Genomic DNA, 24621 nt, shown 5'->3' on the forward strand with positions numbered 1-24621 from the left:
GCAAGTCTGATGCCCCGCTACAAGCTCGTCATCGAGTATGACGGCGGACCGTTCTGCGGCTGGCAAAGGCAGGCCGACGATCCGACCGTGCAGGCCGCCATCGAGACCGCCGTCACCCGCTTCTCCGGCGAGGCCGCGCGGCTCACCTGCGCCGGCCGGACCGATGCGGGCGTGCACGCGATCCATCAGGTCGCCCATCTCGACCTCGCCAGGGACTGGCGCACCGACACCGTGCGCGACGCCCTCAACGCGCATCTGCGCCCGCAGCCGATCGCCATCGTCTCGGCCGAGGTGGTGACACACGACTTCGACGCCCGGCACTCGGCGATCCGGCGGCACTACCGCTACCGCATTCTCAACCGGCGCAGCCCCGCCGCGCTGACCCGCGCCCATGTCTGGCACGTGCCCTGGCCGCTCGACGCCGACCTGATGCACGCCGCCGCGCAGCGCCTGCTCGGCCGCCACGATTTTTCCGCCTTCCGGGCCGCGGAGTGCCAAGCGGCGAGCCCGGTGCGCACACTCGAACAGCTCGACGTGACGCGCCAGCGGATGGGCCTGTTCGAGGAGATCGTGATCGCGACCTCGGCCCGCTCCTTCCTGCACCATCAGGTGCGCGCCATGGCCGGTACGCTGATGCTCGCCGGCTGCCGCCGCCTCTCCGCCGACGACGTGGCGGAGATTCTGGCCACCAAGGCCAAGCACCGCTGCGGGCCGCTGGCCCCGGCCTGCGGGCTGACCTTCGTCGGCGTCGATTACGACGAGAAATAACGCTCCAGCACCCGCCCGTAGATCGCGGTGAGCCGGTCGAGATCCGCCACCGCCACCCGCTCGTCGGTCTCGTGCATGGTCCGCCCGACCAGGCCGAACTCGATCACCGGGCAGGCATCCTTGATGAAGCGCGCATCCGAGGTGCCGCCCGTCGTGGAGAGGGCCGGGCGCCGTCCGGTCTCGGCTGCAATCGCATCCGCCACGAGATCGACGAAGGCGTCGGGCTGGGTCAGGAAGGCCGGCGAGTTCGAGGGCTGAAGGTCGAGGCTGAAGCGCACGGCGTTGCCGGCCGCCGCCTCCAGGCGCTTGCGGATTTCGGCGCCGAGCGTCTCGGCGGTCCAGTCGTCGTTGAAGCGCACGTTGAAGACGGCCTTGGCCGAGGCCGGGATCACGTTGGTGGCGGGGTTGCCGACGTCGATCGTCGTGAATTCGAGGTTCGAGGCGTCGAAATGCGCGGTGCCGCCGTCGAGCGGTTCGGCGATCAGCGCCGAGGCGAGGCGCAGCAGGCCGGGGATCGGGTTCTCGGCCCGGTGCGGATAGGCCACGTGGCCCTGGCGCCCGTGCACGGTGATGCGCCCCGTGAGCGAGCCGCGCCGGCCGATCTTGATCATCTCGCCGAGGCTGTCGGGGTTGGTCGGCTCGCCGAGCAGGCAATGGTCGAAGCGCTCGCCCCTGGCCTTCGCCCAGTCGAGCAGCTTCACCGTGCCGTTGACCGCCGGCCCCTCCTCGTCGCCGGTGATGAGGAAGGCGATGGAGCCGCCGAAATCCGGCCCATGGCGGTCGAGGAAATCCAGCGTCGCGGCAAGCATGCAGGCGATGCCGCCCTTCATGTCCACCGCGCCGCGGCCGTAGAGGAAGCCGTCGGTGATCTCGCCGGAGAACGGCCCGTGCGTCCAGGAGGCCGCGTCGCCCGGAGGCACCACGTCGGTATGGCCGGCAAAGACGAGGACCGGCCCCGCTATGCCGATGCGGGCATACAGGTTCTCGATGTCCGGCGTGCCGGCCTCCGAAAAGACCGGGCGCTCGACGGAAAAGCCCGCCTCGGTCAGCCTTTCCGCCAGGAACGACAGTGCGCCGCCCTCCTCCGGGGTGACGGAGGGGCAGCGGATCAGCGCCTGGGCGAGGGCGAGGGGGGATTGGTCGGACAAGGGCGGTCCCGGTGGCTCGCTTCTCCCACCCTGTCCCTCATCCTGAGGTGCCCGCGCCAGCGGGCCTCGAAGGATCGTCCAGTTGCCGCGCGATCCCTGGAGGATCCTTCGAGGCCTCCGCTCCGCTCCGGCACCTCAGGATGAGGAATTCCGGTGGGAAACAGTGACTCTTCATTGGTGGGCCAGCCGTAGCACGCACCCGCCCTGCGCGCAGCAAGCCCTGAACCGCTTCCGCTGTCCGCCCGAGGCGCTTACATGGCCGGCATGGCCCTCACCTCCGAAGAGATCGAACGCTACGCCCGCCACCTCGTCCTGCGCGAGGTGGGCGGCCCGGGACAGGCCCGGCTGAAGGCCGGGCGCGTGCTGGTGATCGGTGCGGGCGGGCTCGGGGCGCCGCTGATCCAGTATCTCGCCGCCGCCGGCATCGGCACCATCGGCATCGTCGACGACGACACCGTCTCGCTGTCGAATCTGCAGCGGCAGGTCATCCACGGCACGCCGGATGTCGGCCGCCCGAAGGTCGAGAGCGCGGCGGACGCCGTCAATCGGCTCAACCCGCATGTGCGGGTCGAGACCCATGCCCTCCGGCTGAATCCGGAGAACGCGCCCGCCCTCCTCGCGGGCTACGATCTCATCGCCGATGGCTCCGACAACTTTTCGACCCGCTACGCCGTCTCGGACGCCTGCTTCCACGCGAAAAAGCCGCTGGTGACGGCGGCGCTCGGAGCCTTCGACGGCTCGCTCACCACGATCCGCGCCCACGAGACCGGTCCGACGGGCGAGCCGAACCCGACCTATCGCTGCCTGTTCCCGAGCCCGCCGCCGCCCGGCAGTGTCGCCCCCTGCGCCGAGGCCGGGGTGCTCGGGGCGCTCGCGGGCGTCATGGGCTCGCTGATGGCGATGGAGGTGATCCGGGCGGTCGCCGGCTTCGGCGAGCCCCTGGTCGGGCGCCTGCTGATGGTCGATGCCCGCTCGATGCGGTTCGAGACGCTGGCCTATGCCTGGGATCCGGAGAACCCGCTGAACGGGGCCGGGGTCAGGACAGACCCGGCAGCCGAGCCGGCGGCGCTCCCGCCTCGGCCGCGTTGAGGCAGCACTTCTTGTACTTCTTGCCCGAGCCGCAGGGGCAGGGATCGTTGCGGCCGACATCCTTGAACGGGTTCGTGACCGGCTGGCCGTAGGATTCCGCGGTCCAGGCCAGGGCGCCCACCGGATCGTCGAGATAGGTGTAGCGGTGGGCGTCGAAGGCGCCGAGATCCGGCGGCTCGGCGCTCGCATGGCGCAACGCCTTGCGGAACCACGGCAGGTCGCTGAACTCGTCGGTGATGCGGCCATCGCGCCGCGCCGCCTCCACCCGCGGGGCGAGGCCGGTCAGGCCGAGATAAGCGATCGCCTCCTCCCAGCCGATCCAGGCCGGGGCTTCCTCCACCGCCGCGCGTGCCTCGTCGAAGCGCACCAGCAGCGCCTCGGCTTCTTCGAGCGGGATTCGCCCCTGTCGCGTCAGGAAGCCCAGCGCGTTGAAAGCCGAGTTTCGCAGGAAATCGTCGGCGGTGCTGTCGAGGATCAGCCGGGCGAGCGCCGCCGTGTCGCCGTCGAAGGTCGAGGCGATCACCGCCGGCAGGGTCTCGGTCGCGGCATCGCCGAGAAGGCCGTCGACCGCCTCGCCGTCCTGGCGCATCAGGCGCATCAGCGGCGGGAAGACCCGCGTGTCGCGCGCCGCCGCCAGGGCGTGCAGGCCCCAGAACAGGAGGTTGGTCTCCTCGTCCTCGATCGCATCGGCATCCTCCGCCGCCCGCTCGAGGAGAGCGAGCACCGGCTCGGCGATCGTCTCGGGAGCCTGGACGGCCCGCTTCAGCGCCTCGGCCGGGAGATGCGTCTCCTGCGTGAGAACGGCGACGAGATCCGCGTCCATGGCCTTGCCTCCCGCGATCACGAACGGAGCGTCGCCCCGGTCTTCTTGCCCACCTCGGCGACGATCTTGGCGCTCACCGCCTCGATCTCGGCGTCGGTGAGCGTGCGCTCGGAGGGCTGCAGCCGCACCGCGACGGCGACCGACTTCGCGCCCTCCGGGATGCCGGTGCCCTCGTAGAGGTCGAACACCTCGATCCCGGTGATCATCTTGCGCTCGGCGCCCTGCGCCGCCTTCAGGATGTCGGCGGCCGGCACGTCGCGGGGGACGACGAAGGCGAAGTCGCGGGAGATCGCCTGGAGGTCCGACAGCGCCAGCGCGGGCTTCGCCTTGGTCGGGCGGTGGCGCGGCAGCGGCAGGGCGTCGAGGGTGATCTCGAAGGCCACCAGCGTGCCCTTGAGGTCCATCGCCTTCAGGAGGCGCGGATGCAGCTCGCCGAAATGGCCGACGACATTCTTGGGGCCGAATTGGAGGGTGCCCGAGCGGCCGGGATGCAGCCAGTCGGGGCCGCCGGCCACGATCTGGAGCCCGCCGGTCGGCACGCCGAGCGCGGCGAGCAGCGCCAGCGCGTCGGCCTTGGCCTCGAACGCATCGACGACGTCCGCCGCCCCGCTCCAGTGGCGGCCGGCGCCGCTGTGCCGGGCGGTGCCGCGGCGCAGGCCGGTGGCGCGCAGGGACTGGCCCTCCGGCTCGTCGCTGGCGAAGCACTGGCCGACCTCGAACAGGGCGGTATCCGGGAAACCGCGGTCGGCATTGGCTTGCGCTGCCCGCAACAGGCCGGGCACGAGGCTCGGGCGCATGTCGGAGAGATCGGCGGCGATGGGGTTGGCGAGCGCCAGGTCCGGCTTGCCGCCGCCGAACAGCCGCGCATCCGCGTGCGGGATGAAGGAGTAGGTCACGGCTTCCAGCATGCCGCGGCTGGCCAGCGCCCGCTTGGCGAGGCGCCCGCGCCGCTGCAGCACGGTGAGCATCGGCTCGACCGCGACGGTCTCGATCCGCGGCAGCGGCTTCGGCTCGATCCGGTCGAGACCGGCGATGCGCACGATCTCCTCGACGAGGTCGGCCTTGCCCTCGACATCCGGCCGCCAGGAGGGCGGCAGCACCTTCACGCGGTCGCCGGAGCCCGAGATGTGGAAGCCGAGCGATTCCAGCGTCACCTTCATCTCGGCCCGCGACAGCTCGATGCCGGCGAGCCGCCGCACCTCGGTCCAGGGGAAGTCGATGACGTGGGAGAGTTCCGGCACCTCGCCGGCGATGGTGGCTTGGCTCGGGCTGCCGCCGCAGAGATCGATCACGAGGCGGGTGGCGAGGTCGAGCCCCGGCAGGGCGAAGGCCGGATCGACGCCGCGCTCGAAGCGGTAGCGCGCGTCGGTGATGATGCCGAGGCGCCGGCCGGTGCGGGCGATGTTGCGCGGATCCCAGAGCGCGGATTCGATCAGCACGTCGGTGGTGGTCTCGTCGCAGCCCGAGGCTTCGCCGCCCATGATGCCGCCGATCGACTCGACGCCGTTAGCATCGGCGATCACCACCGTGTCGGAATCGAGCCGGTAGGTCTTGCCGTCGAGGGCGACGAGGCTCTCGCCGTCCTCGGCGCGGCGCACGGTGAGCCCGCCCGCGACCTTCTTCGCGTCGAAGACGTGCAGCGGCCTTCCGCGGTCGAAGGTCAGGTAGTTGGTGATGTCGACGAGCGCGTTGATCGGGCGCAGGCCGATCGCCCGCAGGCGCTTCTGCATCCATTCGGGCGAGGGGCCGTTCTTCACGCCGCGCACGAGACGCAGGGCGAAGAGCGGGCAGAGACCCTTGTCGTGCGTGTCGAACTGCAGCGTGACAGGGGTCGGGCAGGCGCCCTCGCCGCGGACCGGCGGCATCGGCTCGCGCTTCAGGGTGCCGATGCCGGTGGCGGCGAGATCGCGGGCGATGCCGTGGATCGAGGCGCAGTCCGAGCGGTTCGGCGTCAGGTTGATCTCGATCACCGGATCGTCGAGCCCGGCCCAGACGGCGTAGGGCGTGCCGACCGGCGCGTCGGCGGGCAGATCGAGGATGCCGTCGTGATCCTCGCTGAGGCCGAGTTCCGCACCGGAGCAGAGCATGCCGCGGCTCTCGACGCCGCGGATCGTGCCGACCGAGAGGGTGATGGCCTTGCCCGGCACGTAGGTGCCGGGGGGCGCGAAGACCGAGAGCATCCCGGTGCGCGCGTTGGGGGCGCCGCACACGACCTGGAGCGGCTGTCCGTCACCGGGATCGACCTGACAGACCCGCAGGCGGTCGGCGTTGGGGTGCTGCTCGGCCGAGATGACGCGGGCGATGACGTAGGGGCGCAAGGCCGCGGCCTTGTCCTCGATGCCTTCGACCTCGAGACCGATCCGCGTGAGCGTCTCGCTGATCGCGTCGAGGGAGGCCTCGGTGTCGAGGTGGTCCTTGAGCCAGGAGAGGGTGAATTTCATCGGGGACGGGAATTCCGTTGTCGGTCAGGTGCGACGAGGCTTGGCGACCAGAAGCACCGCCAGGGTTCGGTAGGTTTCTTCGGGGAGGCTTTCGATCAGATCAATCGCCTCCCCCGCGAGGGCAACCAGCAGTGCCGCTTCGGATTTCGACCGCGTGAAGGGGCGTGGGTCGTAGTCGGCCGTGTGCCGCTCCTTCATGAGCGTGCGGAAAATCTCCGAGATCCGCTTCACGTCGGGATGAAGGTTGCGGATCTCGTTCGCTTCGAGGCGCCGCTTCGTCTCCTGATGGTCGATGGAACGGTAGATCGGTTCGAAGCGGTCCCAGGGCACGTTCCAGCCGACCGTGCCGTCCGCGGCGAGATAGCAGAGGCCGTGGAACACGCCGTAATAGGCATCGCTCGTGCAGCGCCGGAGGACGGTCTGCCTCGGCCGCCCCGCTTCCTGCGCCAGACGCTCCTGAGCCACATCGAGCAAGGCACGAACGAGACGATGCCTGATGGTTCGCGGTCTGGAGGCCGGCAGCGTGCTCATGGCCGGGCCGATTGCGCCTCATCATCGAGGTCGTCGGAGAGCGGCTCGCCGTCATCGGGCAGGCGGAACGAGACGTAGGGAGGCCTTTCCTCACCCTTGGAGATGAGGCTGTCATGCAGCTCCGTTTGTGCATCCACGAGGGCACGAACAGCCTTGATCTCTGTCCCCGGTCGAAAGAAGGCGTCGAGAAAGAAGGACTGTTCTCCGTCCTGATCGATGCCTGACGACACCTCGACATGATCGAAACCGAGCGGCCCGAGCTTCGCCGCGAAGATCTGGGCGGCAAGGGCCTGAACGTCCACTTCCTTCAGCATCGTCCGCGTCTCCCGCGACATCACCCCGTCAGCCCGCCGACCAGGCTCGGCACGTCGATCGGCCGGAAGCCGTAATGCTCCAGCCAGCGCACGTCGGCCTCGAAGAAGGGTCGCAGGTCCGGCATGCCGTATTTGAGCATGGCGAGGCGGTCGATGCCCATGCCGAAGGCGAAGCCCTGGACCTGATCCGGGTCGAGCCCGCCGCTGCGCAGCACGTTCGGGTGGACCATGCCGCAGCCGAGAATCTCCAGCCAGTCGGTGCCCTCGCCGAAGCGCAGCTCCCCGCCTTTCCGCGAGCACTGGATGTCCACTTCCGCCGACGGCTCGGTGAAGGGGAAGAACGAGGGGCGGAAGCGCATGGTCACCGCCTCGACCTCGAAGAAGGCGCGGCAGAACGATTCCAGCACCCATTTCAGGTTGGCGATGTTGGCCGAACGGTCGATGACGAGGCCTTCGACCTGATGGAACATCGGCGTGTGGGTCTGGTCGGAATCGTGCCGGTAGGTGCGGCCGGGCATGATCACGCGGATCGGCGGCTGCTTGGCGCGCATGGTGCGCACCTGAACCGGCGAGGTGTGGGTGCGCAGGAGCTTGCGCCGTCCGAGATGGTCGGGGGGAAGGAAGAACGTGTCGTGCATCTCCCGCGCCGGGTGGCCTTCGGGGAAGTTCAACGCGGTGAAGTTCAGCTCGTCCGTCTCGATGTCCGGCCCTTCCGCCACCGAGAAGCCGAGATCGGCGAAGATCGCGGTGATCTCCTCGATGACCTGGCTGATCGGGTGGATGCGGCCGCGGATCTCCGGCGCCTCGCGCAAGGGCAGCGTCACGTCGATCCGCTCGGCGGAAAGCCGCGCGTCGAGGGCGGCCTCGGCCAGCGCCTCGCGCTTCTGGGAAATTGCGCTCTGCACCCGGTCGCGCAGGCCGTTGATGAGAGGACCGCGCTCACGCCGCTCGTCGGGCGTCATCGTGCCCAGCGTCTTGAGCAGCTCCGAGACGCTGCCCTTCTTGCCGAGCGCCGCCACGCGCAGGGCCTCGAGGCCCGCCTCGTCCCCGGTCCGCTCGACCTGTCCGAGAAGATCGCGTTCGAGAGCGTCGAGATCCATCACCGCTGTCCTTGGCCAGTCGTTCGCAGGCTGCATTCGCAGCGTCGTTTGCATCCCATTTGCATTCCTGCAAGCGCGCAAACGTGACGAATTGAGACCGTTGAGCGAATCACTCCGGCCCAAATGAAAAAGGCGCGGCGCTTGCCGCGCCGCGCCTTGTCAAAACGTCGGTCCGCCGTGGGGCGAAACGATCAGGCGGCCTTCGGCAGGGCCGACTTCGCCTTCTCGACCACCGCCGCGAAGGCGGCCGGCTCGTGGATGGCGAGCTCGGAAAGGGCCTTGCGGTCCACCTCGATGCCCGACTTGGCGAGGGCATTGATGAAGCGGGAATAGGTCAGGCCGTGCTCGCGCACCGCCGCGTTGAGCCGCTGGATCCAGAGGGCGCGGAAGGTGCGCTTCTTGTTCTTGCGGTCGCGGTAGGCGTATTGCAGACCCTTCTCCACCGCCTGCTTGGCGATGCGGATCGTATTCTTGCGCCGGCCGTAATAGCCCTTGGCGGCCTTCAGAACCTTCTTGTGCTTCGCGTGACTGGTCACGCCGCGCTTGACGCGGGCCATGGGAGATCTCCTGGAACGTTAAGACAAAAACAGATCGCGGGGGTTGGAAGGACTTACCGCTGGTTCGGCAGGAAGTACTTCTTCACGTTGGCGGCATCGCCCTCGAACAGGGTCGTGGTGCCGCGCAGGTTGCGGATCTGCTTGTTGGTCCGCTTGATCATCCCGTGGCGCTTGCCGGCCTGGGCGTAGACCACCTTGCCGGTGCCGGTAACCTTGAAGCGCTTCTTGGCGCCCGACTTCGTCTTCAGCTTGGGCATTTGGCTCTCCTGAAACGCGACAGCGATCCGACCGGCGGCCGGCACTTCGCGCTTGAATGCTGCTGGAGCAACGGGAACCGCCACGGCAGCCCGATCGGCCGGGCGGTTCAACGCGGGCGGCTTATGGCAGAAACCTTTCGCGGTTTCAATCGACCTGCTCTCGGCGAAGCTGCGGATGCCGTTTGGTCGGAGGGAGGGCGCGTCCGGGGCACGGTCATTGCGTGCGGGCCACCGTCAAGGCGAGAGGCCCCGGAGCCGACATGGCCGGCCAACATATGTGGAAAACCGGTATTGCGTGGGGTTGCAAAGATTGCCGCTCGCCCCAGTCGCCGGGCGGAACCATAAACCTTGGCTGTCTGTTTCGTTCATGTCCCGCTCAGGCCGCGTCCCCCATTAGTCTCTCCAACATCCCTATTTCCTGTCACAGGAGACGTCTTCGTGCGCATTGCCCAGGTTGCCCCGCTCGCGGAAGCCGTGCCGCCGAAGTTCTATGGCGGCACCGAGCGTGTCGTTTCGTGGATCACGGAAGAACTCGTCCGTCAGGGTCACGACGTGACCCTGTTCGCGAGCGGTGATTCCCAGACTTCGGCGAAGCTCGCCGCCTGCCATCCGGAGGGCCTGCGCCTTCTCGGCTACCGCGACCACACCGCGGGCCACCTCGCCATGCTGCACCACGTGCATCGCCGGGCGCACGAGTTCGATGTGATCCACTTCCACATCGATCTTCTGCAGTATCCGATGTTCGAGGATCTGTATCACAAGTGCCTGACGACCATGCACGGTCGCCTGGACGTGCCGGACTTCATGCCGGTCTACAACACCTTCACGGGCATGCCCCTGGTCTCGATCTCGGACAACCAGCGCGAGCCGATGCCCGAGAACTCCAACTGGCTGGCCACGATCCATCACGGTCTGCCGAAGGAGAACTGCCCGTACTACCCGGAGGCCAAGGGCGGCTATCTCGCCTTCCTCGGCCGCATCTCGCCCGAGAAGCGCCCCGACCGCGCGATCGAGATGGCGATCCGTTCCGGCATCCCGCTGAAGATCGCCGCCAAGGTCGACAAGGCCGACCAGGAATACTGGGACGAGACGATCGAGCCGATGATCCATCATCCGCTGGTCGAGTATATCGGCGAGATCAACGAGGAGCAGAAGAAGGACTTCCTCGGCAACGCCCTGGCGCTCGCCTTCCCGATCGACTGGCCGGAACCCTTCGGCCTCGTGATGATCGAGGCGATGTCGGCCGGTACGCCGGTGATCGCCTTCGGCAACGGCTCGGTGCCGGAAGTCATCAAGGACGGCGTCTCGGGCTTCATCGTCAAGACGATGGACGAGGCGGTCGAGGCCTGCCGCCGGGCCAAGGATCTGCCGCGCGCCGGCGTCCGCGCCCATTTCGAGAGCCGTTTCACGGCCGAGGTCATGGTCCGCAAGTACGTCTCGGCCTACGAGCAGCTCCTGGCCGGCCAGGGAAACGTGATCAAGATGCCCGCCGCCGGCGCCTTCTCGCCGCAGTACGGTGAGCTGAACGGCTCCGCCCACGGCCCGATCCACGTCGCCGCGATGCCGGCCTGAAAGGCTTAAGGGAATCTTTCTCGGCCCCTCGCCGGGGCCGACAGAGCGCCTAACTGAACGGGTCCGACAGGGCCGCCGGTTGCCTCGGGGCAGCCGGCGGCCTTCGATTTGCGAGGGTGACCTCGCCCGCATCGGATCAACGGCAAAAAGGCGCTTCGCATGGCGGCACAGGACGACGCAGCCCATCTCCACGCCGATACGTCCGAGGAGCGGACGGCCTCGAAATTCGGCCTGCTCGATGCCGACGAGAACCTGCCGCAATACCATATCGAGGCCCAGGCCTCCCTGGTGGAGCGCCCCTTACGCGCCCTCAAATACGGCGAGGCCTTCGCCGTCCTCGACAGCTACGGGGACATCGGCTGGTATCCGGGGCCGGAGGGCCTCTACTTCCAGGACACGCGCTACCTCTCGCGCCTTGCGCTGACGATCGAGGACGAGCGGCCGATGATGCTGTCCTCGGCGATCCAGGACGATAACGGGGCGCTCAGCGTCGATCTCACCACCCCCGACATCCGGCTCGATGCGGGCGACGAGACCGCGATCCCCCGCGAGCTGATCGCCATCGAGCGCACCAAGTTCTTGTTCAAGGGCGCCTGCTACGACCGTATCGGCCTGCGCAACTACGACACCCGTCGCCGTCGCCTGCGCATCGGCGTCACCTTCGACGCCGATTACCGCGACCTGTTCGAGGTGCGCGGCTCCGACCGGACCAACCGCGGCAAGCGCACGGTGGAGCGCCGAAGCGACACCGAGGTGCAGTTCCGCTACGCCGGCCTCGACGAGATCGTGCGCACCACCTCGCTGCATTTCGGGCCGAAGCCGCACACGCTGGAGCCGGGCAAGGCCGAATTCGTGGTCGACCTGGCGCCCGGCGCCAACACCTCGCTATTCATCCGCGTGCTCTGCCAGTCGCACCGCGCCTATACCAGTGCGCCGGGGCCCGAGAAGGCCGGCGAGGCGGCCGCGGCGGCCCTGTCGCGGGCGGCGGGCAGCCTCGCCGAGCAGCCGGACCGGCGCTTGAGCGAGGGCCGCATCTTCGCCCGGGCCTATCGCGACAACCGCCGCGACCAGCGCCAGATCACGGCGGGCATCACCACGATCATCTCCTCGAACGACCAGTTCAACGAGGGGCTCTGCCGGGCGACCGCCGATCTCTACATGCTGGCGACCCGGACGCAGGAGGGGATCTACCCCTTCGCCGGCATCCCCTGGTACTCCACGGTGTTCGGCCGCGACGGCATCATCACGGCGATGATGGCGCTCTGGATCGATCCGAATTTCGGCAAGGGCGTGCTGCGCTTCCTCGCCGCGACCCAGGCCAAGGAGGTCGATCCGGCCGCCGATGCCCAGCCCGGCAAGGTCCTCCACGAAACCCGCCGCGGCGAGATGGCGATGCTCGGCGAGGTGCCGTTCCGCCACTATTACGGCACCATCGACGGCACGCCGCTCTTCCTGATGCTGGCGGCGCAGTATCACGAGGTGACGGGCGACCTCGACACGATCCGGGCGATCTGGCCGCAGCTCAAGCTGGCGCTCGACTGGATCGACATCTACGGCGACCGCGACGGTGACGGCTTCGTCGAATATGCCCGCGAGACCGAGCAGGGTCTGGCCAACCAGGGCTGGAAGGACAGCCACGACTCGATCTTCCACGCCGACGGCGCCATGGCCAAGGGGCCGATCGCCCTGTGTGAGGTCCAGGGCTACGTCTACGCGGCCAAGCGCGGTGCGGCGCGGCTCGCGAGCCTGCTCGGCGAGGACGACCTGTCGGTCCGGCTCTCGGCCGCCGCCAACACCCTTCGCGAGAACTTCGACAAGGCGTTCTGGTGCGAGGAAATCGGCACCTACGCGCTGGCCCTCGACGGGGCCAAGCGGCAATGCGCCGTGCGCTCCTCCAATACCGGCCATGCCCTGTTCACCGACATCGCCCTGCCGGAGCGGGCCCCGAAGGTCGCGGCGCAGCTCCTGTCCAACGACGGCTTCAACGGCTGGGGCATCCGCACCATCGCCAAGGGCGAGGCGCGCTACAACCCGATGTCCTACCACAACGGCTCGATCTGGCCGCACGACAACGCGATCTGCGCCCTGGGGCTGGCCCGCTACGGCCTCAAGGACGAGGCGGCGCAGGTGTTCGAGGGTATGTTCGACACGAGCCTGTATTACGACCAGAAGCGCCTGCCGGAGCTGTTCTGCGGCTTCATGCGGCGGCGCCAGCGCGGGCCGGTGAGCTACCCCGTCGCCTGCTCGCCGCAGGCCTGGGCGGCGGCGGCGCCCTTCGCCTTCCTCGCGGCCTGTCTCGGGCTCGAACTCGACCACGCCCGCAACCGCATCCGCTTCCGCAATCCGGTCCTGCCGCGCTTCCTCGAAGCGGTGGAACTGTTCAACCTCAAGCTCGGCGACTCCCGGGCCGATATCCGTCTGCACCGGCACGGCCACGACGTGACGGTCGCGGTGACCCGGCGCGTCGGCGACATGCAGATCTCGATGCTGAAATAGACTCTTCGCGCGCGACCCGGCGGCCTCCTCCCTTCGAGGCCGTCGGCGACCGCCTCGCGGCGAAAACGAAAATGCGCCGCCCCCGCGAGGGGGCAGCGCATTTGCAAAACGAGCCTTGTCCTCCGGGAGGACGGCGGACGGGTTCTAGCGCGGCGCCAGGATCATGATCATCTGGCGGCCTTCGAGCATCGGTTCGCTCTCGACCTTGGCGACCTCCTGGGTCTCCTGCTTCACCCGTTCCAGAAGGCGCAGACCGATATCCTGGTGGGCGATCTCGCGACCACGGAAGCGGAGGGTGACCTTGACCTTGTCGCCTTCCTCGAAGAACCGTTGTACGGCCTTCATCTTCACGTCGTAGTCGTGCTTGTCGATGCCGGGGCGGAGCTTGATCTCCTTCACCTCGACCGTCTTCTGCCGCTTGCGGGCCTCGTTCTGCTTCTTCTGTTCGTTGAAGCGGAAGCGCCCGTAATCGAGGAACTTGCAGACGGGAGGGACCGAGTTCGGCGCGATTTCGACGAGATCGAGCCCGACCTCCTCAGCCATGGCCAGCGCGTCGAAGAAGGGCACGACACCCCGGTTCTGTCCGTCCTGGTCGATGAGCTGGACGTCGCGGACACCGCGGATGTCCCGGTTTGCGCGCGGCCCGTCCTTCTGCGGGGCCGGCATGGCTCTCATTGGTCTGCGAATGGCTCAGTTCTCCTGTATCAACGACAAAACGGCAGCCTGAGAGCCACCGCGTCTGGCGAGCCCCGGCCACCGATTGATCCGGCTCGGCCGGACGGCACTAACTTGGCAAATCTTCTTGCCGAGTCAACTCGTGGGACTGATTTCGGTTCATCCCTGTCACGTTTTCGTCCGGTTCAGAAGATCCGCGTAGACGCTCAGGGTGCCCTCGATCATTCGGTCGAGCGAGAAATTCGCCTCGACATGGGCCTGTGCCCGCCGCGCAAGGGCGTCGCGGGCGCTGGCGCCCATCGACAAAGCCTCCTTCACGGCGTCGGCGAGCGCCGCCGCGTCGCCCGGCGGCACCCGCCAGCCGGTGCGCTGGCCGGGCTCGACGTCGGGGGGCGCCAGCACCGTCTCCGGCACGGCGCCGAGATCGGAGACGACGACGGGGATGCCGAGCGCCTGCGCCTCCACCGCCGAGCGCCCGAAGGCCTCCGGCTCCACCGAGGGCACCGCGACGACCGAGGCCGCGCGGAAGGCCGCCGGCATGTCGGCGCAGTGTCCCACCCGGCGCACGATCCCCGTCAGGCTGCGCGCCTCGATCAGCGCGTCGAGTTCGCGCTCGTAGGCGGTGCGTCCCTGCGGATCGCCCGCGAGCACCACGGCGATGTCCGTCACGCCGAGGTCGCGCAGGCGGGCGGCGGCCTCGATCAGGACGCGCTGGCCCTTCCAGGCGGTGAGCCGGGCGGCGAGCAGCACGACCCGCTCGTGCGGCGCCACGTTCCAGGCCCGGCGCAGGCTCTCGACCCGGGCGGCCGAGACCGCCGAGGGCGTGAACGCGGCCAGATCGGTCCCGCGGTGGATCACGGTGATCCGGCCGCCGGCCTGGTCGGGATGGGTCCGGCGGATCAGCTCGGCGGTGTAGTGCGAGTTGGCGATCACGACGTCGCCCCGTGCCATCACCGAATTGTAGAGCACCTTGACGCTGGTCCGGCCCGAATAGCTGCCGTGATAGGTCGTCACGAAGGGCAGCTTCAGCCGCCGCGCCGCGCCGAGCGCGACCCAGGCCGGGGCACGGGAGCGGGCGTGGAGGATCTGCACGCCCTCCCGGCGGCAGAGCCGGGCGAGGCGCTCGACGTTGAGCGCCATGGCGAAGGGGTTCTTGGTGTTGGCCGGGAACGGCACCCAGATTCCGCCCTTGGCCTGCAATTCGCCGACGAGCCGGCCGCCCTCGGTCGCCACCAGCGGCCGGGCCCCGGCCTCGGCGAGCGCCGCCGCGACATCGACGGTGGTGCGCTCGGCGCCGCCCGCCTCCAGGGCCGGGATGATCTGCAGCACCGTGACGCCCGCCAGCGGCGAGGTTTCGGACAACTGCACCGGGCCGCCGGACGGGCTGCCTCCGTTCATCGCGTCACCCGCGGCGGGACGGTCGCTTGAGACTGGGTCATGGCGTAAGGATCGTCTTGCGGCTTTACGGTTCGGTAAACGAAGCGTCGTCGGCTTGTTTCAGAATCACAGGATTTTGCGCGCCCGTGACTCAGTTCGTGCCTCAATCCGACCCCTCGCAGGGCGACCTGCCGGTCCTGACCCTCGACGTCGAAGGTCCGTCCCGGCGCCGGCTCGCGGTGCGGGTCCGCGCGGGCGAGGGACCGCCCGTGGTCTGGCTCGGCGGCTTCCGCTCCGACATGCGGGCGACGAAGGCCGCCGCCCTCGATTCCTGGGCCGCGGGCAACGGACGGCGGATGGTGCGGTTCGACTATTCCGGGCACGGCGAGTCGGAGGGACGCTTCGAGGACGGCTCCATCTCCCACTGGCTCGACGACGCCTGTGCCGTCATCGACCGCCACGCCGACGAGGCGCCGATCCTCGTCGGCTCGTCCATGGGCGGCTGGATCGCCTGCCTCGCCGCCCGCGAGCGGGCGCGGCGCGGGGCCCGCGTCGGCGGGATGGTGCTGATCGCGCCCGCCCTCGACTTCACCGAGGCGCTGATGTGGGAGGCCTTCCCGCCGGAGGTCCGGCAAACCCTGGAGCGCGACGGCGTCTGGTATCGCGCGACGCCCTACGCCCCGGAGCCTGACCCGATCCGTATGAGCCTGATCGAGGACGGGCGGCGCCACCTTCTGCTGGACGCCCCCCTGGAGCCGGGCTGTCCGGTCCACATCCTCCAAGGCATGGCCGATCCGGACGTGCCCTACACCCACGCCCTGCGCATTCTCGAGCGCCTGCCGGCGCACGGATCGAGGCTGACGTTGATCAAGGATGGCGACCACCGCCTGTCGCGGCCCGAGGATATCGACCTCCTCGTGCGCACGGTCGCGGCGATGGCCTGAGAGGCGTCCCCGCCCTCAAGGCGGGAGACGGCTCGAGGGCAGGCTCAGTGCAGGCTCACCGGGTAGAGCTGGTGGGCCATGGCGTTCGCGACCGCGACCTCGCGGGAATCCGTGAGGAGGATCGGCGCGCCGCTCGCCGAGAGCAGGGCGAACAGGTCGAGGCCGGGGCTCATCTCGGGCGCCTGCGGGAACAGGCTGCGCACCTCGTCCGAGCGGATCGGGCGGACATAGGCGATGTGCCCCTCGCCGAGCGCGGCGAACTCCGCCGGATCGATGGCGGGGGTGGCGGTCGTGTCGATGGTCAGGTCGGTCGTCGTGACGTCGGTCATGGATGCCCTCCTTCCGAGGCAGAGCGTTGAACCGGATATGGTCCCGTGGGTCGGCGGCGACAAATCCGGGTTGGGGTGGAGGCCCGGGCAACGGGCGGGCGCGGCCTGCGATGCATCGACGCGGTCGTGCCCGCGCGGCCCCGTCCCGATCCGACTCACGGATCTTTGGCGGCGATGGCGATCTTGCGCACGATGCGCTCCGGCTCCGGGCGCGCGAGATCGATCGCGAGCAGGCCGTTCGACAGTTCCGCCCCCAGCACCTCCATGCCGTCGGCGAGAAGGAAGGCCCGCTGGAACTGCCGCGCGGCGATACCACGGTGCAGGAACTGGCGGGACTTGTCGTCGACCTGCCGACCGCGCACGACCAGTTGATTCTCCTCCAGGGAGACGTCGAGCTGATCCTGCGTAAAGCCGGCGACCGCCAGCGTGATACGCAAGCGTTCCGGCTCGCGCTCGCTGCGGGTGACACGTTCGATGTTGTAGGGCGGGTAGCCGTCGCTGGCGGCCTTCGAGACGCGATCGAGCGCCTGCTCGATCTCGTCGAAGCCGAGCAGGAACGGATATCCGAACGGGGACGGCCGCGTCATCGTCACTCAAACCTCCGGCAAGGCCCTCGAATCCGAACGGCGTCGGACCCTTGGCGGCACCTCGCGGTCTCGAGCCCGCCTCACGGCAGCGCTCTTGATGCGGGATATGGAAAGCGGACGGGTGCCGATCAAGGGTGGCCACCGAGAGGGGAACGCGTCCACGAACAGAGGGGGCGCACCGCCGGCCCGCGGCGCTCCCGGCGCGGCGCGAGCGGGCACGGGGACAGCCATGGGGCTGGCCCAAGGCAGGCAAACATCCGGGATAAAACGGAAATTTGGCCGGGATAAACAGGCAAATTTAAGGGTGGGGCTCAGCTCTCCTCAATAGTTTGGAATTGCTCTGAAGTTCTTATCAAACCTTGATTATGACCCTGCTTGTCGGATAGGCACGCCCGGAAACGTACACGGTGCTGTGGGGAGCGCCGGGCGTGACCTTTGCTGTATCCGCACATCGCCCTGCGGCCGGAGATTGCGCCGCGGTGATCCGGGCCGGAGGACGGCGCCCACCGGCGCCGTGGCACCCCTGGCGGCGCGGCGGCAGTCCTTCGGCCTTCGGGTCAAGCGGCCCGCTCCGGATCCCCGGGGCGGCGCGAGATTGGGGAGATGAGATCGTCGTGATTCAGGGAGGCTGGGGAATGGAGCGTGCAATGCCGGGGCGCAGCGGAATCGGAGGGCGCCTCCTCGCGGGCCTGACCTTCGCCGTGGCTCTGACCGTCTCGCTCCCGGCCGCGATGGCCCAGGATGCCACGCCGGCGGCCAAGGACGCCGCGCCGGCGGCGAAATCGGATGTCCCGCCCCTGAAGATCGAACTGAACCGGCTCGAACCCGCGGGCGAGGCCTGCCGCACCTACATGCTCGTCGACAACAGCCGCGGCCCCGCGCTGAAGTCGCTCAAGGTCGATCTCTTCGCCTTCGACACCGAGGGCGTGGCCCAGAAGCGCCTCGCCGTCGAGCTCGGGCCGGTCCAGGAGAAGAAGACCGTGGTGCGGCTGTTCGATTTCGCCGGCCTCGCCTGCCCGAAGATCGGCCGCCTGCTGCTCAACGACGTGCTCGCCTGCGAGGGCGGGGACGCCACCCGCGAGACCTGCCTGGAGCGGATCGAACCCGCCACCAAGACCTCGGCCGCCTTCGATCGCTGAGGCCGGCCACGTCCGTCCCGCCGGCCTGACCGCCGCGACGGACGATCCCTGGAGCCACGAGGAGTCACACATGGATCCGACGTCCGTGCCCGCCGAGGCGGTCGCTGCAGCCCACGACATGTCGTTCATCGGCCTGTTCCTTCAGGCCGACCCGATCGTCAAAAGCGTGATGATCCTTCTCGTGGTGGCCTCGCTCGCCTGCTGGACCGTCGTGTTCGAGAAGATCGTCCGCCTCTCCGCCGCCAAGCGTCAGGCCAAGGCCTTCGACGCGATGGTGCGCTCGGAGGGCACCATCGACACGGGGCAGAAGGGCATCGCCGGGCACGTGGTGAAGGCCGGGCTCGACGCGTGGCGCGACCAGGATCCGAGCGAGAGCCGGGCCGAGCGCCGCGAGCGGATCGAGCGGGCCATGAAGGGCGCCCTCGGCCTGGAGGTGAAGCGCCTCCAGGGCGGCCTGCCGCTTCTGGCCACCTCCGGCTCCACCGCCCCCTTCGTCGGCCTGTTCGGCACGGTGTGGGGCATCATGAACTCGTTCTCGTCGATCGCGAAGAGCCAGGACACCAGCCTCGCGGTGGTTGCCCCCGGCATCGCGGAGGCGCTGTTCGCCACCGCCATCGGCCTCGTCGTCGCGATCCCGGCGGTGATGGCCTACAACAAGCTTTCCGGCGACGTCGCCCGCATCCAGTCGAGCTTCGTCTCCTGCATCTCCGTGCTCGGCAACCGCCTCGCCCGCGACCGCGGTCCCCATGCCCGGGCTGCGGCGGCCGAGTAGCCCCGTCCTTCGCTGAACCCTGAAACCATTCGCGGCGCCTGCTGAAAGCCCGGCAGGCCGCCGCCGACACCCGGGAGGGCGAAGCCATGGCCATGGGAACCGTTCGTTCGGCGAGCGACGACGAGGACGGCCTCGACGCCACGCCGATGTCCGAGATCAACGTCACGCCGATGGTCGACGTGATGCTGGTGCTGCTCATCATCTTCATGGTGGCCGCGCCGCTGATGACGACGGGCGTGCCGGTGCAGCTGCCGAAGACGACCGCCGCCAAGGTGGCGCAGTCGCAGAAGCCGCTCGAAGTCTCCATCGACAAGGACGGCAATCCGTTCATCGCCAAGGACGGCTTCACGCCGGAGACGATCCTGCCGCGGCTGCGTCAGCTCAAGGCGGAGAACCCGGATCAGGTCGTGCTCGTGCGCGGCGACCGCGACGTGCCCTACGGCAAGATCATGGAAGTCATGGGCCTCGTCGGTCAGGCGGGCTTCACCAAGGTCTCGCTGATCGCCCAGTCGGCGGGCGGCGCGCCGGCCGCAGGGACGCCCCGGTAAGCCGATGGCCGCTCCCAAGCCCGTTCCGAGGCCCGCACCCATGCCAGCGTCCATGCCGCCGACGCCGGCTTCGATGCCTGCCCCCCAGCCTGCCCCCTTGCCCGCTTCCTTGCGCGGGCAGGCCGGGTCGGGGCTTCCCTCGGGCGCGTCCGAGGGCGGCGGCCAGGGGCGCCTCGCGGCGGCCTTCGTCCTGGCGCTCGCCCTGCACGCCGCCGGGCTGATCGGCATCACCTATCTGCATCTGACGCCGCCCGCTCCCCCGGGCGACCAGGAGATCACGATCGATCTCGCCCCGCAGATGATGGAGGCCGAGACCCAGGCCCCCGCCGAGACGCAGCGCTCCGAGGCGATCCCCGAGGAGGCCAAGCCCGAGGGCGAGCCGGAGACGGCCCAGCCGGTCGAGACGCCGCAGGAGGTCCAGCCTCCGCCCCCGCCCGAGATGACGCAGGTGGCGCCCGAGGAGGTGCAGCCGCCCCCGCCCACCGAGATGACCGAGGTCACCCCGGAGGAGGTGCAGCCGCCGCCTCCGCCGCCGGAGGCCGTCACCGAGGTCCCGCCCGACACGCCGCCCCCGCCGCCGGAGGAGCAGATCATCACCTCGCAGGCGCAGGAGGCGGAGCCGCTGGCGCCGCCCCCGCCGGTGGTGGCGAAGGCGCCCGAGCCGCCCAAGCCCGATCCGAAGATCGAGGAGCGCCGCAAGGCCGCGCTGGAGAAGAGGCGCGAGGCCGAGCGCGAGGCGCGCCGCAAGGAGATCCTGGAGAAGAAGCGCGAGGAGGCGCAGAAGGAGGCGCGGATCAAGGCGGCCAAGGCCAAGGCGGAGCGTGACGCCGCCCGGCGCGCCCAGGCCGCGCAGGCCGGCAATTCGCAGCGCAGCTCCGCCGCCACCTCGCGCCAGAGCGCGACGGGATCGGCCGCTTCGGCCAGCGACCCCAACGCCATGGCCGCCTGGAAGGGCTCCATCGCCTCGACGATCCGCGGCCGCATGAACCGCGAGGCCGCCGCTGGCACCAGCGGCGGTGTGGCCACCGTGCGGTTCACCGTGAGCCGCTCCGGTGCGGTGAGCGGCGCGGCTCTGGTCGGCAGCAGCGGGGTCGGCGCCATCGACGGCGCCGCGCTCGCCGCGGTGCGCGGCAGCCTGCCGCCGGCCCCGGCCGGGGTGACGCAGTCGAGCCTCGCGGTCACCGTCCCGCTGCGCTTCAGCCCGGGACGATGACGAGCGCTGACGGGCGCTGAACGCGAACGTTGAATGCGGGCGCCGAAGCCCGCATCATTCTCCCGTCCGCCGCGTTGTCCCGCTCACAAGCGGACGGCGCGGCGGATGACGGTCTTCTTCACGAGCGACACGCATTTCGGGGATCCCCGGATCCTCCGGATCGACCGGCGCCCCTTCCCGGACCTGCCGTCGCACGACGCGGCGCTGGTCGCGGCCTGGAACGCGGTCGTCGGGCCGGACGACACCGTCTGGCATCTCGGCGATTTCGCCCTCGGGCCCCCGCCGGAGTGCGTCGCCGCCCTGCTCGGCGACCTGCGCGGCCACAAGCACCTCATCGTCGGCAACAATGACGGTCCCGCCACCCTGGCGGCGCCCGGCTGGACTTCGGTGGCGCATTACGCCGAGACCGAGGTCGAGGGCCGTCGGCTCGTTCTTTGCCACTACGCCTTCCGGACCTGGAACGGCCTCGGCCGGGGTGCGATCAACCTGCACGGCCATTCGCACGGCCGGCTCAAGCCGATTCCACGCCAGTACGATGTCGGCGTCGATGCGCAGGGCCTCGCGCCGGTCACCCTCGATGAGATCTTGGTTTCACGCCGCCGCGTCGGAAAAGCTCTCGGGCGGGCGGAGGCGGCAGAGGCGCAGGGCGAGGTGATCGAATCCGGTCCTGCCGAAGGTTCAGCCAAGAAACGGCGCAGATCCGCTCAAGGGTTGTCGGAACCAACGGCTTAGCGTCACCGTTCAAAAGACCGACACGGACGACGATGCAAGGGCATGAGCAGTGACGGCACTGTGAGCCCCGCGCATCGAGCGCTCCTTAACCTTTTCATGACTTCGGTCAAATCAGCGTCGGTCTGCCCATGCGTCACTTCATGCGACACACCGCTCTCGCCGGCCTCACGGCCTCCCTCGTCGGCATCTCGCTCGTCTCCTCGGCACTCGCCGCGCCCGGCTGCATCGACGGCCGCCGCAAGATCCAGGAGGCCAGCGCCCTGCGGTATCAGGCTCGTCAGGAGGCGCGGCTCGGCAACCACGACCGCGTCTGCGATACCCTCGACGAGATCGGCGACCGCTACCACGAGGCGCAGGACGCGTTCGAGGATTGCGGAGCCGACATCGTCTCGATCGACCTGCGCAGCGAACTCCGCTCCCTGCGCGTCGCCAAGCACGTCAACCGCTGCGACTGATCCGAAACCGGATCCGAACGCGGTGCCGCCTCAGTCGGTATGGCACCGCCTAACCCGATGCGGCGAAAGCGGGAAACCGTCCCGGGGACGGGGTGTGGTCCCGCACCGCCAAGCGTCGCCGTGAGGCGCACGTTCATCGCAACGAAACCAACCGCTTCGCGCCGGAAAAACCTCTCGCTCAGGGTCCTGCCATGATCTCCACCGACACCGCCCTCCGTCAGCCCGCCGCCGAGATGCGGACCGGTCCGTCCTTCGCTGCCGCCCTCTGCGGGTTTCTCGGCAGCACGGTCGCGACGACGATGGTGATGTTCCTGCTCAGCAGCAGCGTCTGACGCGGCGTAGAACGCGACGTCGCTTCGGCACGTCTCGTCAAGGCGCGACCGACCAGAGGCGATTGCGCGAGAACAGCATTTCCGGCCTGCCCACCTGGGCCGCCGTCTTCGGCTCCGGGCAGCGGGGTATCTCGGGACGGGAAGGCGGAGCGACCGCCGCCTGGGCCTGCGGCACGAGACCGAGCCGCAACTGCACCGCCGGATGCCGCGCAGCGGTGATGGTAACGACGCCGGCGATGATGCAGCCGGCCATCAATCCGAGGAAGAAGTTCGTCATCTGAGGCGGGTTCCGAACCCGGTGCGGCGCGGATTGGCGACAAGGGCCGGCCACGGCGAAGCACTCCCCCCTTTTCGGGGCGCCAATGCGGCAGAACCTTCGCATACCCGCTATTAACAAAGCCAATGCATGATTCGCCTGCGTCCGGCCGAGGACGGCGCAGGGAGAGTTCCGACGATGCAGTATGCGGCCAATGCCTACGCGAAAGTCGCGCGCGTGGCGCTCTCTCCCCGGGAGGCCGAGGCCGCCGTTCTCCTGAAGGCCGCCGGCCGTCTCCAGGCCCTCGGTACCGGGGTCGAGGCGGGGCCGGCCCTCAACGAGGCCCTGGGCTTCAATCAGCGGGTCTGGACGATCCTGGCTTCCGCCGCCACCGATCCCGCCAACCCGCTTCCCGTCGAGGTGCGCCACGGCATGGCCCAGCTCTCGGCCTACGTGTTCCACACGATCATGGACACGATGATCGAGCCGACCCGGGAGAAGATCGAGTCCCTGGTCTCGCTCAACAACCACATCGCCGCGGGCCTTCAGGGCGATGCGGGGCCCGGCGCGTAGGCGCCGGCTTCACGCACGACATCGCCGATCGTTGGCCGCGCCCCTTCGGCCGCGCCGCCGCTCAAGTCATGGGGCGCGCGAAGACGGGCCGAGGCTTTCGGACGAAGCCTCTGCCGGAGGGAGGCTCAGCCTCTTCGATCAAGCGGTTTTAGCGACGCGCTCGCCAGGCGGCGGGGCCGCTTCCCGGGCATAGGCCCGCGCCTTGAGGATCACCTCGTCAGGGATCTGCATGACCACGTCGCCGGTCTGCGGGTCGGTGACCCGGAAGACGAGGCTCTGAGTGTCCGCGTCGCGCATATAGGCGCGGCGTTCCGGCTCCCGCGGCTTCGCCTCCGCAGCCTCGGGCTTCACCTCGACGGAGACGGCGGGGTCGAGCGCGCGGGAGGCCGGAGCCTCGCTGCGGACGGGCTCGGCCACCGGGCGGATGGGCGTGACGGGAGAGGTCGAGACGGGCGGCGTCGGGGCCGCGGCCCTGATCGGGTCCATGGCTGCATTCCTTCGGGTTCCGGCACGAGGCCGGACTCCAGGAAATTGCGCGCGTCGCTACCGGAGTCTTAACCGTCGGGTCTTGTCCCCCGGGAACGGCCGCCAGCCTCACCGATCCGTAAAGATTGCCTGAAGGGTTTTCGCGAATCGTGTCCGGAGACCGGTTCAGCGGGATCCGATCCAATCGAGCAGGGTGGAGCGAGCCGCGGAAAAGGGAATGTTCAACGACGGCTGGTCGATGCCGTCATAACCTCTCTCGCAATTCGGGGAGGCGAGGGCCACTTCCAGAGCATCCCGGCGCCGTTCGGCGATGTGTTGCAACTCTCGATCGCGCAGAAGATCCGGGTCGCCTCGCGTCACCGCCACGAAGTCGTAGAGGTCGCGGCCGGTGAAGCCCGCTGCCCGATAATGGAGCTTCTGGCCCAGGATCTCCTTGTCCTGCATGAGTTGGATGTCCCCCGGCAGACCTTCCAGGCTCATCGTCTGCGGATTCAGGCCGGGAAACACCGGCGCGACGGTTAGAAAATCCACCTCGCCTTCAGGATATTCGAGACGCAGGTGGTTGGCCTGCTCGTGATACTCCAACAGATCGTCCGTCTCGCGGTCATCGAGGCGGGGCGAGAGATAGGAAAGATACTGAACGTCGTTGATGAAGATATCGACGTCGCGGCTCTGCCGGTGCTGATACCGAAGCATCAGGACCGTCCCCCCGCCCCACGTCCAATCGCGAGTGTCGAGTCCGATCGCCTGAAGGCGGGCAACGGCGCGGCGTATCAATGACCGCCAAGCTTCCACTGCTGCGCATCCTCCAAGCTGCTTCCGAACAGGTCGGAAAATCGTTTGTCGAGAGCCGCGAAGGGGAGCCCGATCTCCCGGGCGAGCGTGGCTAGCCGATCAAGGGGGGTTTCGGATAGCGCTTGATGGATCCGCGCCCGCTCGGCGTCCGAGGGTTCATCGCCGAGGAGGACCGCGCGCAGGCGCTGCGCCGGCAGCGAGCCGTAGCTGACCCCGCCATGGGCCGCGGCGGATTCCAGCGCCGTTCTCCGCTGCATCGCGTCCTCCGCTCGATCTGAGACGGAGTCATACGCATATCCGGTGATCGGCATC

At 69.0% G+C, this 24621-nt stretch carries 28 protein-coding genes and 1 pseudogene; 13 read left to right on the plus strand and 16 right to left on the minus strand.

The features are described from left to right. Nucleotides 1-9: 9 nt before the first annotated feature. Nucleotides 10-768, plus strand: coding sequence for a tRNA pseudouridine(38-40) synthase TruA (truA, locus tag HNR51_RS00355; RefSeq protein WP_182553654.1), 759 nt, complete (start codon nt 10-12; stop codon nt 766-768). Here the strand turns inward: truA and dapE are convergent. Continuing rightward, on the minus strand, nt 753-1916 hold the full coding sequence (gene dapE, locus HNR51_RS00360; protein ID WP_182553655.1) for a succinyl-diaminopimelate desuccinylase: 1164 nt from the start codon (nt 1914-1916) through the stop codon (nt 753-755). The two genes, truA and dapE, sit on opposite strands and share 16 nt — an antisense overlap. Before the next feature lie 264 nt (nt 1917-2180). On the opposite strand from dapE, the gene HNR51_RS00365 reads away from it, so the two are divergent. After that, nucleotides 2181-3005: a HesA/MoeB/ThiF family protein gene (locus tag HNR51_RS00365; protein WP_182554001.1), complete on the plus strand. Its 825-nt coding sequence runs from the start codon at nt 2181-2183 to the stop codon at nt 3003-3005. On the opposite strand, the gene HNR51_RS00370 is transcribed toward HNR51_RS00365, so the two are convergent. The 7 genes from HNR51_RS00370 to rpmI all read right to left on the minus strand — a co-directional run bounded on the left by HNR51_RS00370 (nt 2953) and on the right by rpmI (nt 9028). Then, nucleotides 2953-3828, minus strand: coding sequence for a DUF1186 domain-containing protein (locus HNR51_RS00370; RefSeq protein ID WP_182553656.1), 876 nt, complete (start codon nt 3826-3828; stop codon nt 2953-2955). The two genes, HNR51_RS00365 and HNR51_RS00370, sit on opposite strands and share 53 nt — an antisense overlap. A gap of 17 nt (nt 3829-3845) precedes the next feature. Continuing rightward, a complete protein-coding gene (pheT, locus tag HNR51_RS00375; RefSeq protein ID WP_182553657.1) occupies nt 3846-6269 on the minus strand; it encodes a phenylalanine--tRNA ligase subunit beta in 2424 nt (807 codons plus the stop codon). A gap of 24 nt (nt 6270-6293) precedes the next feature. Beyond that, entirely contained in the window at nt 6294-6800 is a 507-nt protein-coding gene (locus HNR51_RS00380) for a hypothetical protein (RefSeq protein WP_012453517.1), read from the minus strand. Then, nucleotides 6797-7114: a hypothetical protein gene (locus HNR51_RS00385; protein WP_012453518.1), complete on the minus strand. Its 318-nt coding sequence runs from the start codon at nt 7112-7114 to the stop codon at nt 6797-6799. The genes HNR51_RS00380 and HNR51_RS00385 overlap by 4 nt, the downstream gene beginning before the upstream one ends. A gap of 20 nt (nt 7115-7134) precedes the next feature. Then, nucleotides 7135-8214 carry a phenylalanine--tRNA ligase subunit alpha gene (gene pheS / locus HNR51_RS00390; protein WP_182553658.1) on the minus strand — a complete coding sequence of 360 codons (1080 nt, stop codon included), beginning with the start codon at nt 8212-8214 and terminating at the stop codon, nt 7135-7137. Nucleotides 8215-8405: 191 nt separating this feature from the next. After that, the gene (gene rplT / locus HNR51_RS00395; RefSeq protein WP_012453520.1) at nt 8406-8771 is read right to left on the minus strand and encodes a 50S ribosomal protein L20; all 366 of its coding nucleotides are present in this window, start codon (nt 8769-8771) and stop codon (nt 8406-8408) included. Nucleotides 8772-8824: 53 nt separating this feature from the next. Then, nucleotides 8825-9028, minus strand: coding sequence for a 50S ribosomal protein L35 (rpmI, locus tag HNR51_RS00400; protein ID WP_009863555.1), 204 nt, complete (start codon nt 9026-9028; stop codon nt 8825-8827). Nucleotides 9029-9466: 438 nt separating this feature from the next. Between rpmI and HNR51_RS00405 the strand changes: the two genes are divergently transcribed. Next, a complete protein-coding gene (locus HNR51_RS00405; protein WP_012453521.1) occupies nt 9467-10600 on the plus strand; it encodes a glycosyltransferase family 4 protein in 1134 nt (377 codons plus the stop codon). A 159-nt stretch (nt 10601-10759) separates the two neighbouring features. After that, the gene (locus tag HNR51_RS00410; protein WP_182553659.1) at nt 10760-13096 is read left to right on the plus strand and encodes an amylo-alpha-1,6-glucosidase; all 2337 of its coding nucleotides are present in this window, start codon (nt 10760-10762) and stop codon (nt 13094-13096) included. 144 nt (nt 13097-13240) lie between these two features. Here HNR51_RS00410 and infC read toward each other — a convergent pair whose 3' ends face one another. Together infC and HNR51_RS00420 are read right to left on the minus strand one after the other, a co-directional pair. Continuing rightward, the gene (infC, locus tag HNR51_RS00415) at nt 13241-13762 is read right to left on the minus strand and encodes a translation initiation factor IF-3 (RefSeq protein ID WP_012453523.1); all 522 of its coding nucleotides are present in this window, start codon (nt 13760-13762) and stop codon (nt 13241-13243) included. A 177-nt stretch (nt 13763-13939) separates the two neighbouring features. Next, on the minus strand, nt 13940-15169 hold the full coding sequence (locus HNR51_RS00420) for a glycosyltransferase family 4 protein (RefSeq protein WP_182553660.1): 1230 nt from the start codon (nt 15167-15169) through the stop codon (nt 13940-13942). A 125-nt stretch (nt 15170-15294) separates the two neighbouring features. On the opposite strand from HNR51_RS00420, the gene HNR51_RS00425 reads away from it, so the two are divergent. Beyond that, nucleotides 15295-16092 (plus strand): alpha/beta hydrolase, encoded by a 798-nt coding sequence (locus HNR51_RS00425; protein WP_182553661.1) that lies wholly within the window; start codon nt 15295-15297, stop codon nt 16090-16092. A 44-nt stretch (nt 16093-16136) separates the two neighbouring features. Here the strand turns inward: HNR51_RS00425 and HNR51_RS00430 are convergent, their stop codons facing one another. Next, a complete protein-coding gene (locus HNR51_RS00430; protein ID WP_052300104.1) occupies nt 16137-16421 on the minus strand; it encodes a BQ00720 family protein in 285 nt (94 codons plus the stop codon). A 155-nt stretch (nt 16422-16576) separates the two neighbouring features. Further along, nucleotides 16577-17008, minus strand: coding sequence for an Hsp20 family protein (locus HNR51_RS00435; protein ID WP_012453527.1), 432 nt, complete (start codon nt 17006-17008; stop codon nt 16577-16579). A 635-nt stretch (nt 17009-17643) separates the two neighbouring features. On the opposite strand from HNR51_RS00435, the gene HNR51_RS00440 reads away from it, so the two are divergent. From HNR51_RS00440 to HNR51_RS00470, 7 genes and pseudogenes are all read left to right on the plus strand, one after another. After that, a complete protein-coding gene (locus tag HNR51_RS00440) occupies nt 17644-18147 on the plus strand; it encodes a Tat pathway signal protein (RefSeq protein WP_141951018.1) in 504 nt (167 codons plus the stop codon). Nucleotides 18148-18217: 70 nt separating this feature from the next. After that, nucleotides 18218-18919 carry a MotA/TolQ/ExbB proton channel family protein gene (locus HNR51_RS00445; protein ID WP_141951019.1) on the plus strand — a complete coding sequence of 234 codons (702 nt, stop codon included), beginning with the start codon at nt 18218-18220 and terminating at the stop codon, nt 18917-18919. Between the two features lie 86 nt (nt 18920-19005). Further along, nucleotides 19006-19467, plus strand: a complete 462-nt coding sequence (gene tolR / locus HNR51_RS00450; protein WP_012453530.1) for a protein TolR — start codon at nt 19006-19008, stop codon at nt 19465-19467. 52 nt (nt 19468-19519) lie between these two features. Then, on the plus strand, nt 19520-20680 hold the full coding sequence (locus HNR51_RS00455; RefSeq protein WP_182554002.1) for an energy transducer TonB family protein: 1161 nt from the start codon (nt 19520-19522) through the stop codon (nt 20678-20680). A gap of 105 nt (nt 20681-20785) precedes the next feature. Then, nucleotides 20786-21319 (plus strand): annotated as a pseudogene (locus HNR51_RS00460) (metallophosphoesterase family protein); the annotation flags it as partial. 221 nt (nt 21320-21540) lie between these two features. Next, nucleotides 21541-21867 (plus strand): hypothetical protein, encoded by a 327-nt coding sequence (locus HNR51_RS00465; protein ID WP_141951022.1) that lies wholly within the window; start codon nt 21541-21543, stop codon nt 21865-21867. Between the two features lie 191 nt (nt 21868-22058). Further along, nucleotides 22059-22199 carry a hypothetical protein gene (locus tag HNR51_RS00470; protein ID WP_012453534.1) on the plus strand — a complete coding sequence of 47 codons (141 nt, stop codon included), beginning with the start codon at nt 22059-22061 and terminating at the stop codon, nt 22197-22199. Nucleotides 22200-22236: 37 nt separating this feature from the next. Here the strand turns inward: HNR51_RS00470 and HNR51_RS00475 are convergent, their stop codons facing one another. Beyond that, nucleotides 22237-22476 (minus strand): hypothetical protein, encoded by a 240-nt coding sequence (locus HNR51_RS00475; protein ID WP_012453535.1) that lies wholly within the window; start codon nt 22474-22476, stop codon nt 22237-22239. Between the two features lie 177 nt (nt 22477-22653). On the opposite strand from HNR51_RS00475, the gene flaF reads away from it, so the two are divergent. Next, complete coding sequence (gene flaF, locus HNR51_RS00480; RefSeq protein WP_141954766.1) at nt 22654-23028, plus strand: flagellar biosynthesis regulator FlaF; 375 nt, start codon at nt 22654-22656, stop codon at nt 23026-23028. 138 nt (nt 23029-23166) lie between these two features. Here the strand turns inward: flaF and HNR51_RS00485 are convergent, their stop codons facing one another. The 3 genes from HNR51_RS00485 to HNR51_RS00495 all read right to left on the minus strand — a co-directional run bounded on the left by HNR51_RS00485 (nt 23167) and on the right by HNR51_RS00495 (nt 24620). Continuing rightward, nucleotides 23167-23514 (minus strand): flagellar protein FlaG, encoded by a 348-nt coding sequence (locus HNR51_RS00485; protein WP_012453537.1) that lies wholly within the window; start codon nt 23512-23514, stop codon nt 23167-23169. 165 nt (nt 23515-23679) lie between these two features. Then, nucleotides 23680-24309, minus strand: a complete 630-nt coding sequence (locus HNR51_RS00490) for a nucleotidyl transferase AbiEii/AbiGii toxin family protein (protein ID WP_012453538.1) — start codon at nt 24307-24309, stop codon at nt 23680-23682. Further along, entirely contained in the window at nt 24288-24620 is a 333-nt protein-coding gene (locus tag HNR51_RS00495; RefSeq protein WP_182553663.1) for a hypothetical protein, read from the minus strand. The genes HNR51_RS00490 and HNR51_RS00495 overlap by 22 nt, the downstream gene beginning before the upstream one ends. Between the last annotated feature and the right edge of the window lies 1 nt (nt 24621).

Origin of the sequence: Methylorubrum thiocyanatum, assembly GCA_014138645.1 — a bacterium.
In the GTDB taxonomy this organism is placed as follows: Bacteria; Pseudomonadota; Alphaproteobacteria; order Rhizobiales; family Beijerinckiaceae; genus Methylobacterium; species Methylobacterium thiocyanatum.

Excerpts from the sequence above, each read along its gene's own strand:
- truA (WP_182553654.1), top strand. The coding sequence starts at position 10 with ATGCCCCGCTACAAGCTCGTCATCGAGTATGACGGCGGACCGTTCTGC.
- HNR51_RS00365 (WP_182554001.1), top strand. The coding sequence starts at position 2,181 with ATGGCCCTCACCTCCGAAGAGATCGAACGCTACGCCCGCCACCTCGTC.
- HNR51_RS00370 (WP_182553656.1), bottom strand. The coding sequence starts at position 3,828 with ATGGACGCGGATCTCGTCGCCGTTCTCACGCAGGAGACGCATCTCCCG.
- pheT (WP_182553657.1), bottom strand. The coding sequence starts at position 6,269 with ATGAAATTCACCCTCTCCTGGCTCAAGGACCACCTCGACACCGAGGCC.
- HNR51_RS00380 (WP_012453517.1), bottom strand. The coding sequence starts at position 6,800 with ATGAGCACGCTGCCGGCCTCCAGACCGCGAACCATCAGGCATCGTCTC.
- HNR51_RS00385 (WP_012453518.1), bottom strand. The coding sequence starts at position 7,114 with ATGCTGAAGGAAGTGGACGTTCAGGCCCTTGCCGCCCAGATCTTCGCG.
- pheS (WP_182553658.1), bottom strand. The coding sequence starts at position 8,214 with ATGGATCTCGACGCTCTCGAACGCGATCTTCTCGGACAGGTCGAGCGG.
- rplT (WP_012453520.1), bottom strand. The coding sequence starts at position 8,771 with ATGGCCCGCGTCAAGCGCGGCGTGACCAGTCACGCGAAGCACAAGAAG.
- rpmI (WP_009863555.1), bottom strand. The coding sequence starts at position 9,028 with ATGCCCAAGCTGAAGACGAAGTCGGGCGCCAAGAAGCGCTTCAAGGTT.
- HNR51_RS00410 (WP_182553659.1), top strand. The coding sequence starts at position 10,760 with ATGGCGGCACAGGACGACGCAGCCCATCTCCACGCCGATACGTCCGAG.
- infC (WP_012453523.1), bottom strand. The coding sequence starts at position 13,762 with ATGCCGGCCCCGCAGAAGGACGGGCCGCGCGCAAACCGGGACATCCGC.
- HNR51_RS00420 (WP_182553660.1), bottom strand. The coding sequence starts at position 15,169 with ATGAACGGAGGCAGCCCGTCCGGCGGCCCGGTGCAGTTGTCCGAAACC.
- HNR51_RS00430 (WP_052300104.1), bottom strand. The coding sequence starts at position 16,421 with ATGACCGACGTCACGACGACCGACCTGACCATCGACACGACCGCCACC.
- HNR51_RS00435 (WP_012453527.1), bottom strand. The coding sequence starts at position 17,008 with ATGACGCGGCCGTCCCCGTTCGGATATCCGTTCCTGCTCGGCTTCGAC.
- HNR51_RS00440 (WP_141951018.1), top strand. The coding sequence starts at position 17,644 with ATGGAGCGTGCAATGCCGGGGCGCAGCGGAATCGGAGGGCGCCTCCTC.
- HNR51_RS00445 (WP_141951019.1), top strand. The coding sequence starts at position 18,218 with ATGGATCCGACGTCCGTGCCCGCCGAGGCGGTCGCTGCAGCCCACGAC.
- tolR (WP_012453530.1), top strand. The coding sequence starts at position 19,006 with ATGGCCATGGGAACCGTTCGTTCGGCGAGCGACGACGAGGACGGCCTC.
- HNR51_RS00455 (WP_182554002.1), top strand. The coding sequence starts at position 19,520 with ATGCCGCCGACGCCGGCTTCGATGCCTGCCCCCCAGCCTGCCCCCTTG.
- HNR51_RS00465 (WP_141951022.1), top strand. The coding sequence starts at position 21,541 with ATGCGTCACTTCATGCGACACACCGCTCTCGCCGGCCTCACGGCCTCC.
- HNR51_RS00470 (WP_012453534.1), top strand. The coding sequence starts at position 22,059 with ATGATCTCCACCGACACCGCCCTCCGTCAGCCCGCCGCCGAGATGCGG.
- HNR51_RS00475 (WP_012453535.1), bottom strand. The coding sequence starts at position 22,476 with ATGACGAACTTCTTCCTCGGATTGATGGCCGGCTGCATCATCGCCGGC.
- flaF (WP_141954766.1), top strand. The coding sequence starts at position 22,654 with ATGCAGTATGCGGCCAATGCCTACGCGAAAGTCGCGCGCGTGGCGCTC.
- HNR51_RS00485 (WP_012453537.1), bottom strand. The coding sequence starts at position 23,514 with ATGGACCCGATCAGGGCCGCGGCCCCGACGCCGCCCGTCTCGACCTCT.
- HNR51_RS00495 (WP_182553663.1), bottom strand. The coding sequence starts at position 24,620 with ATGCCGATCACCGGATATGCGTATGACTCCGTCTCAGATCGAGCGGAG.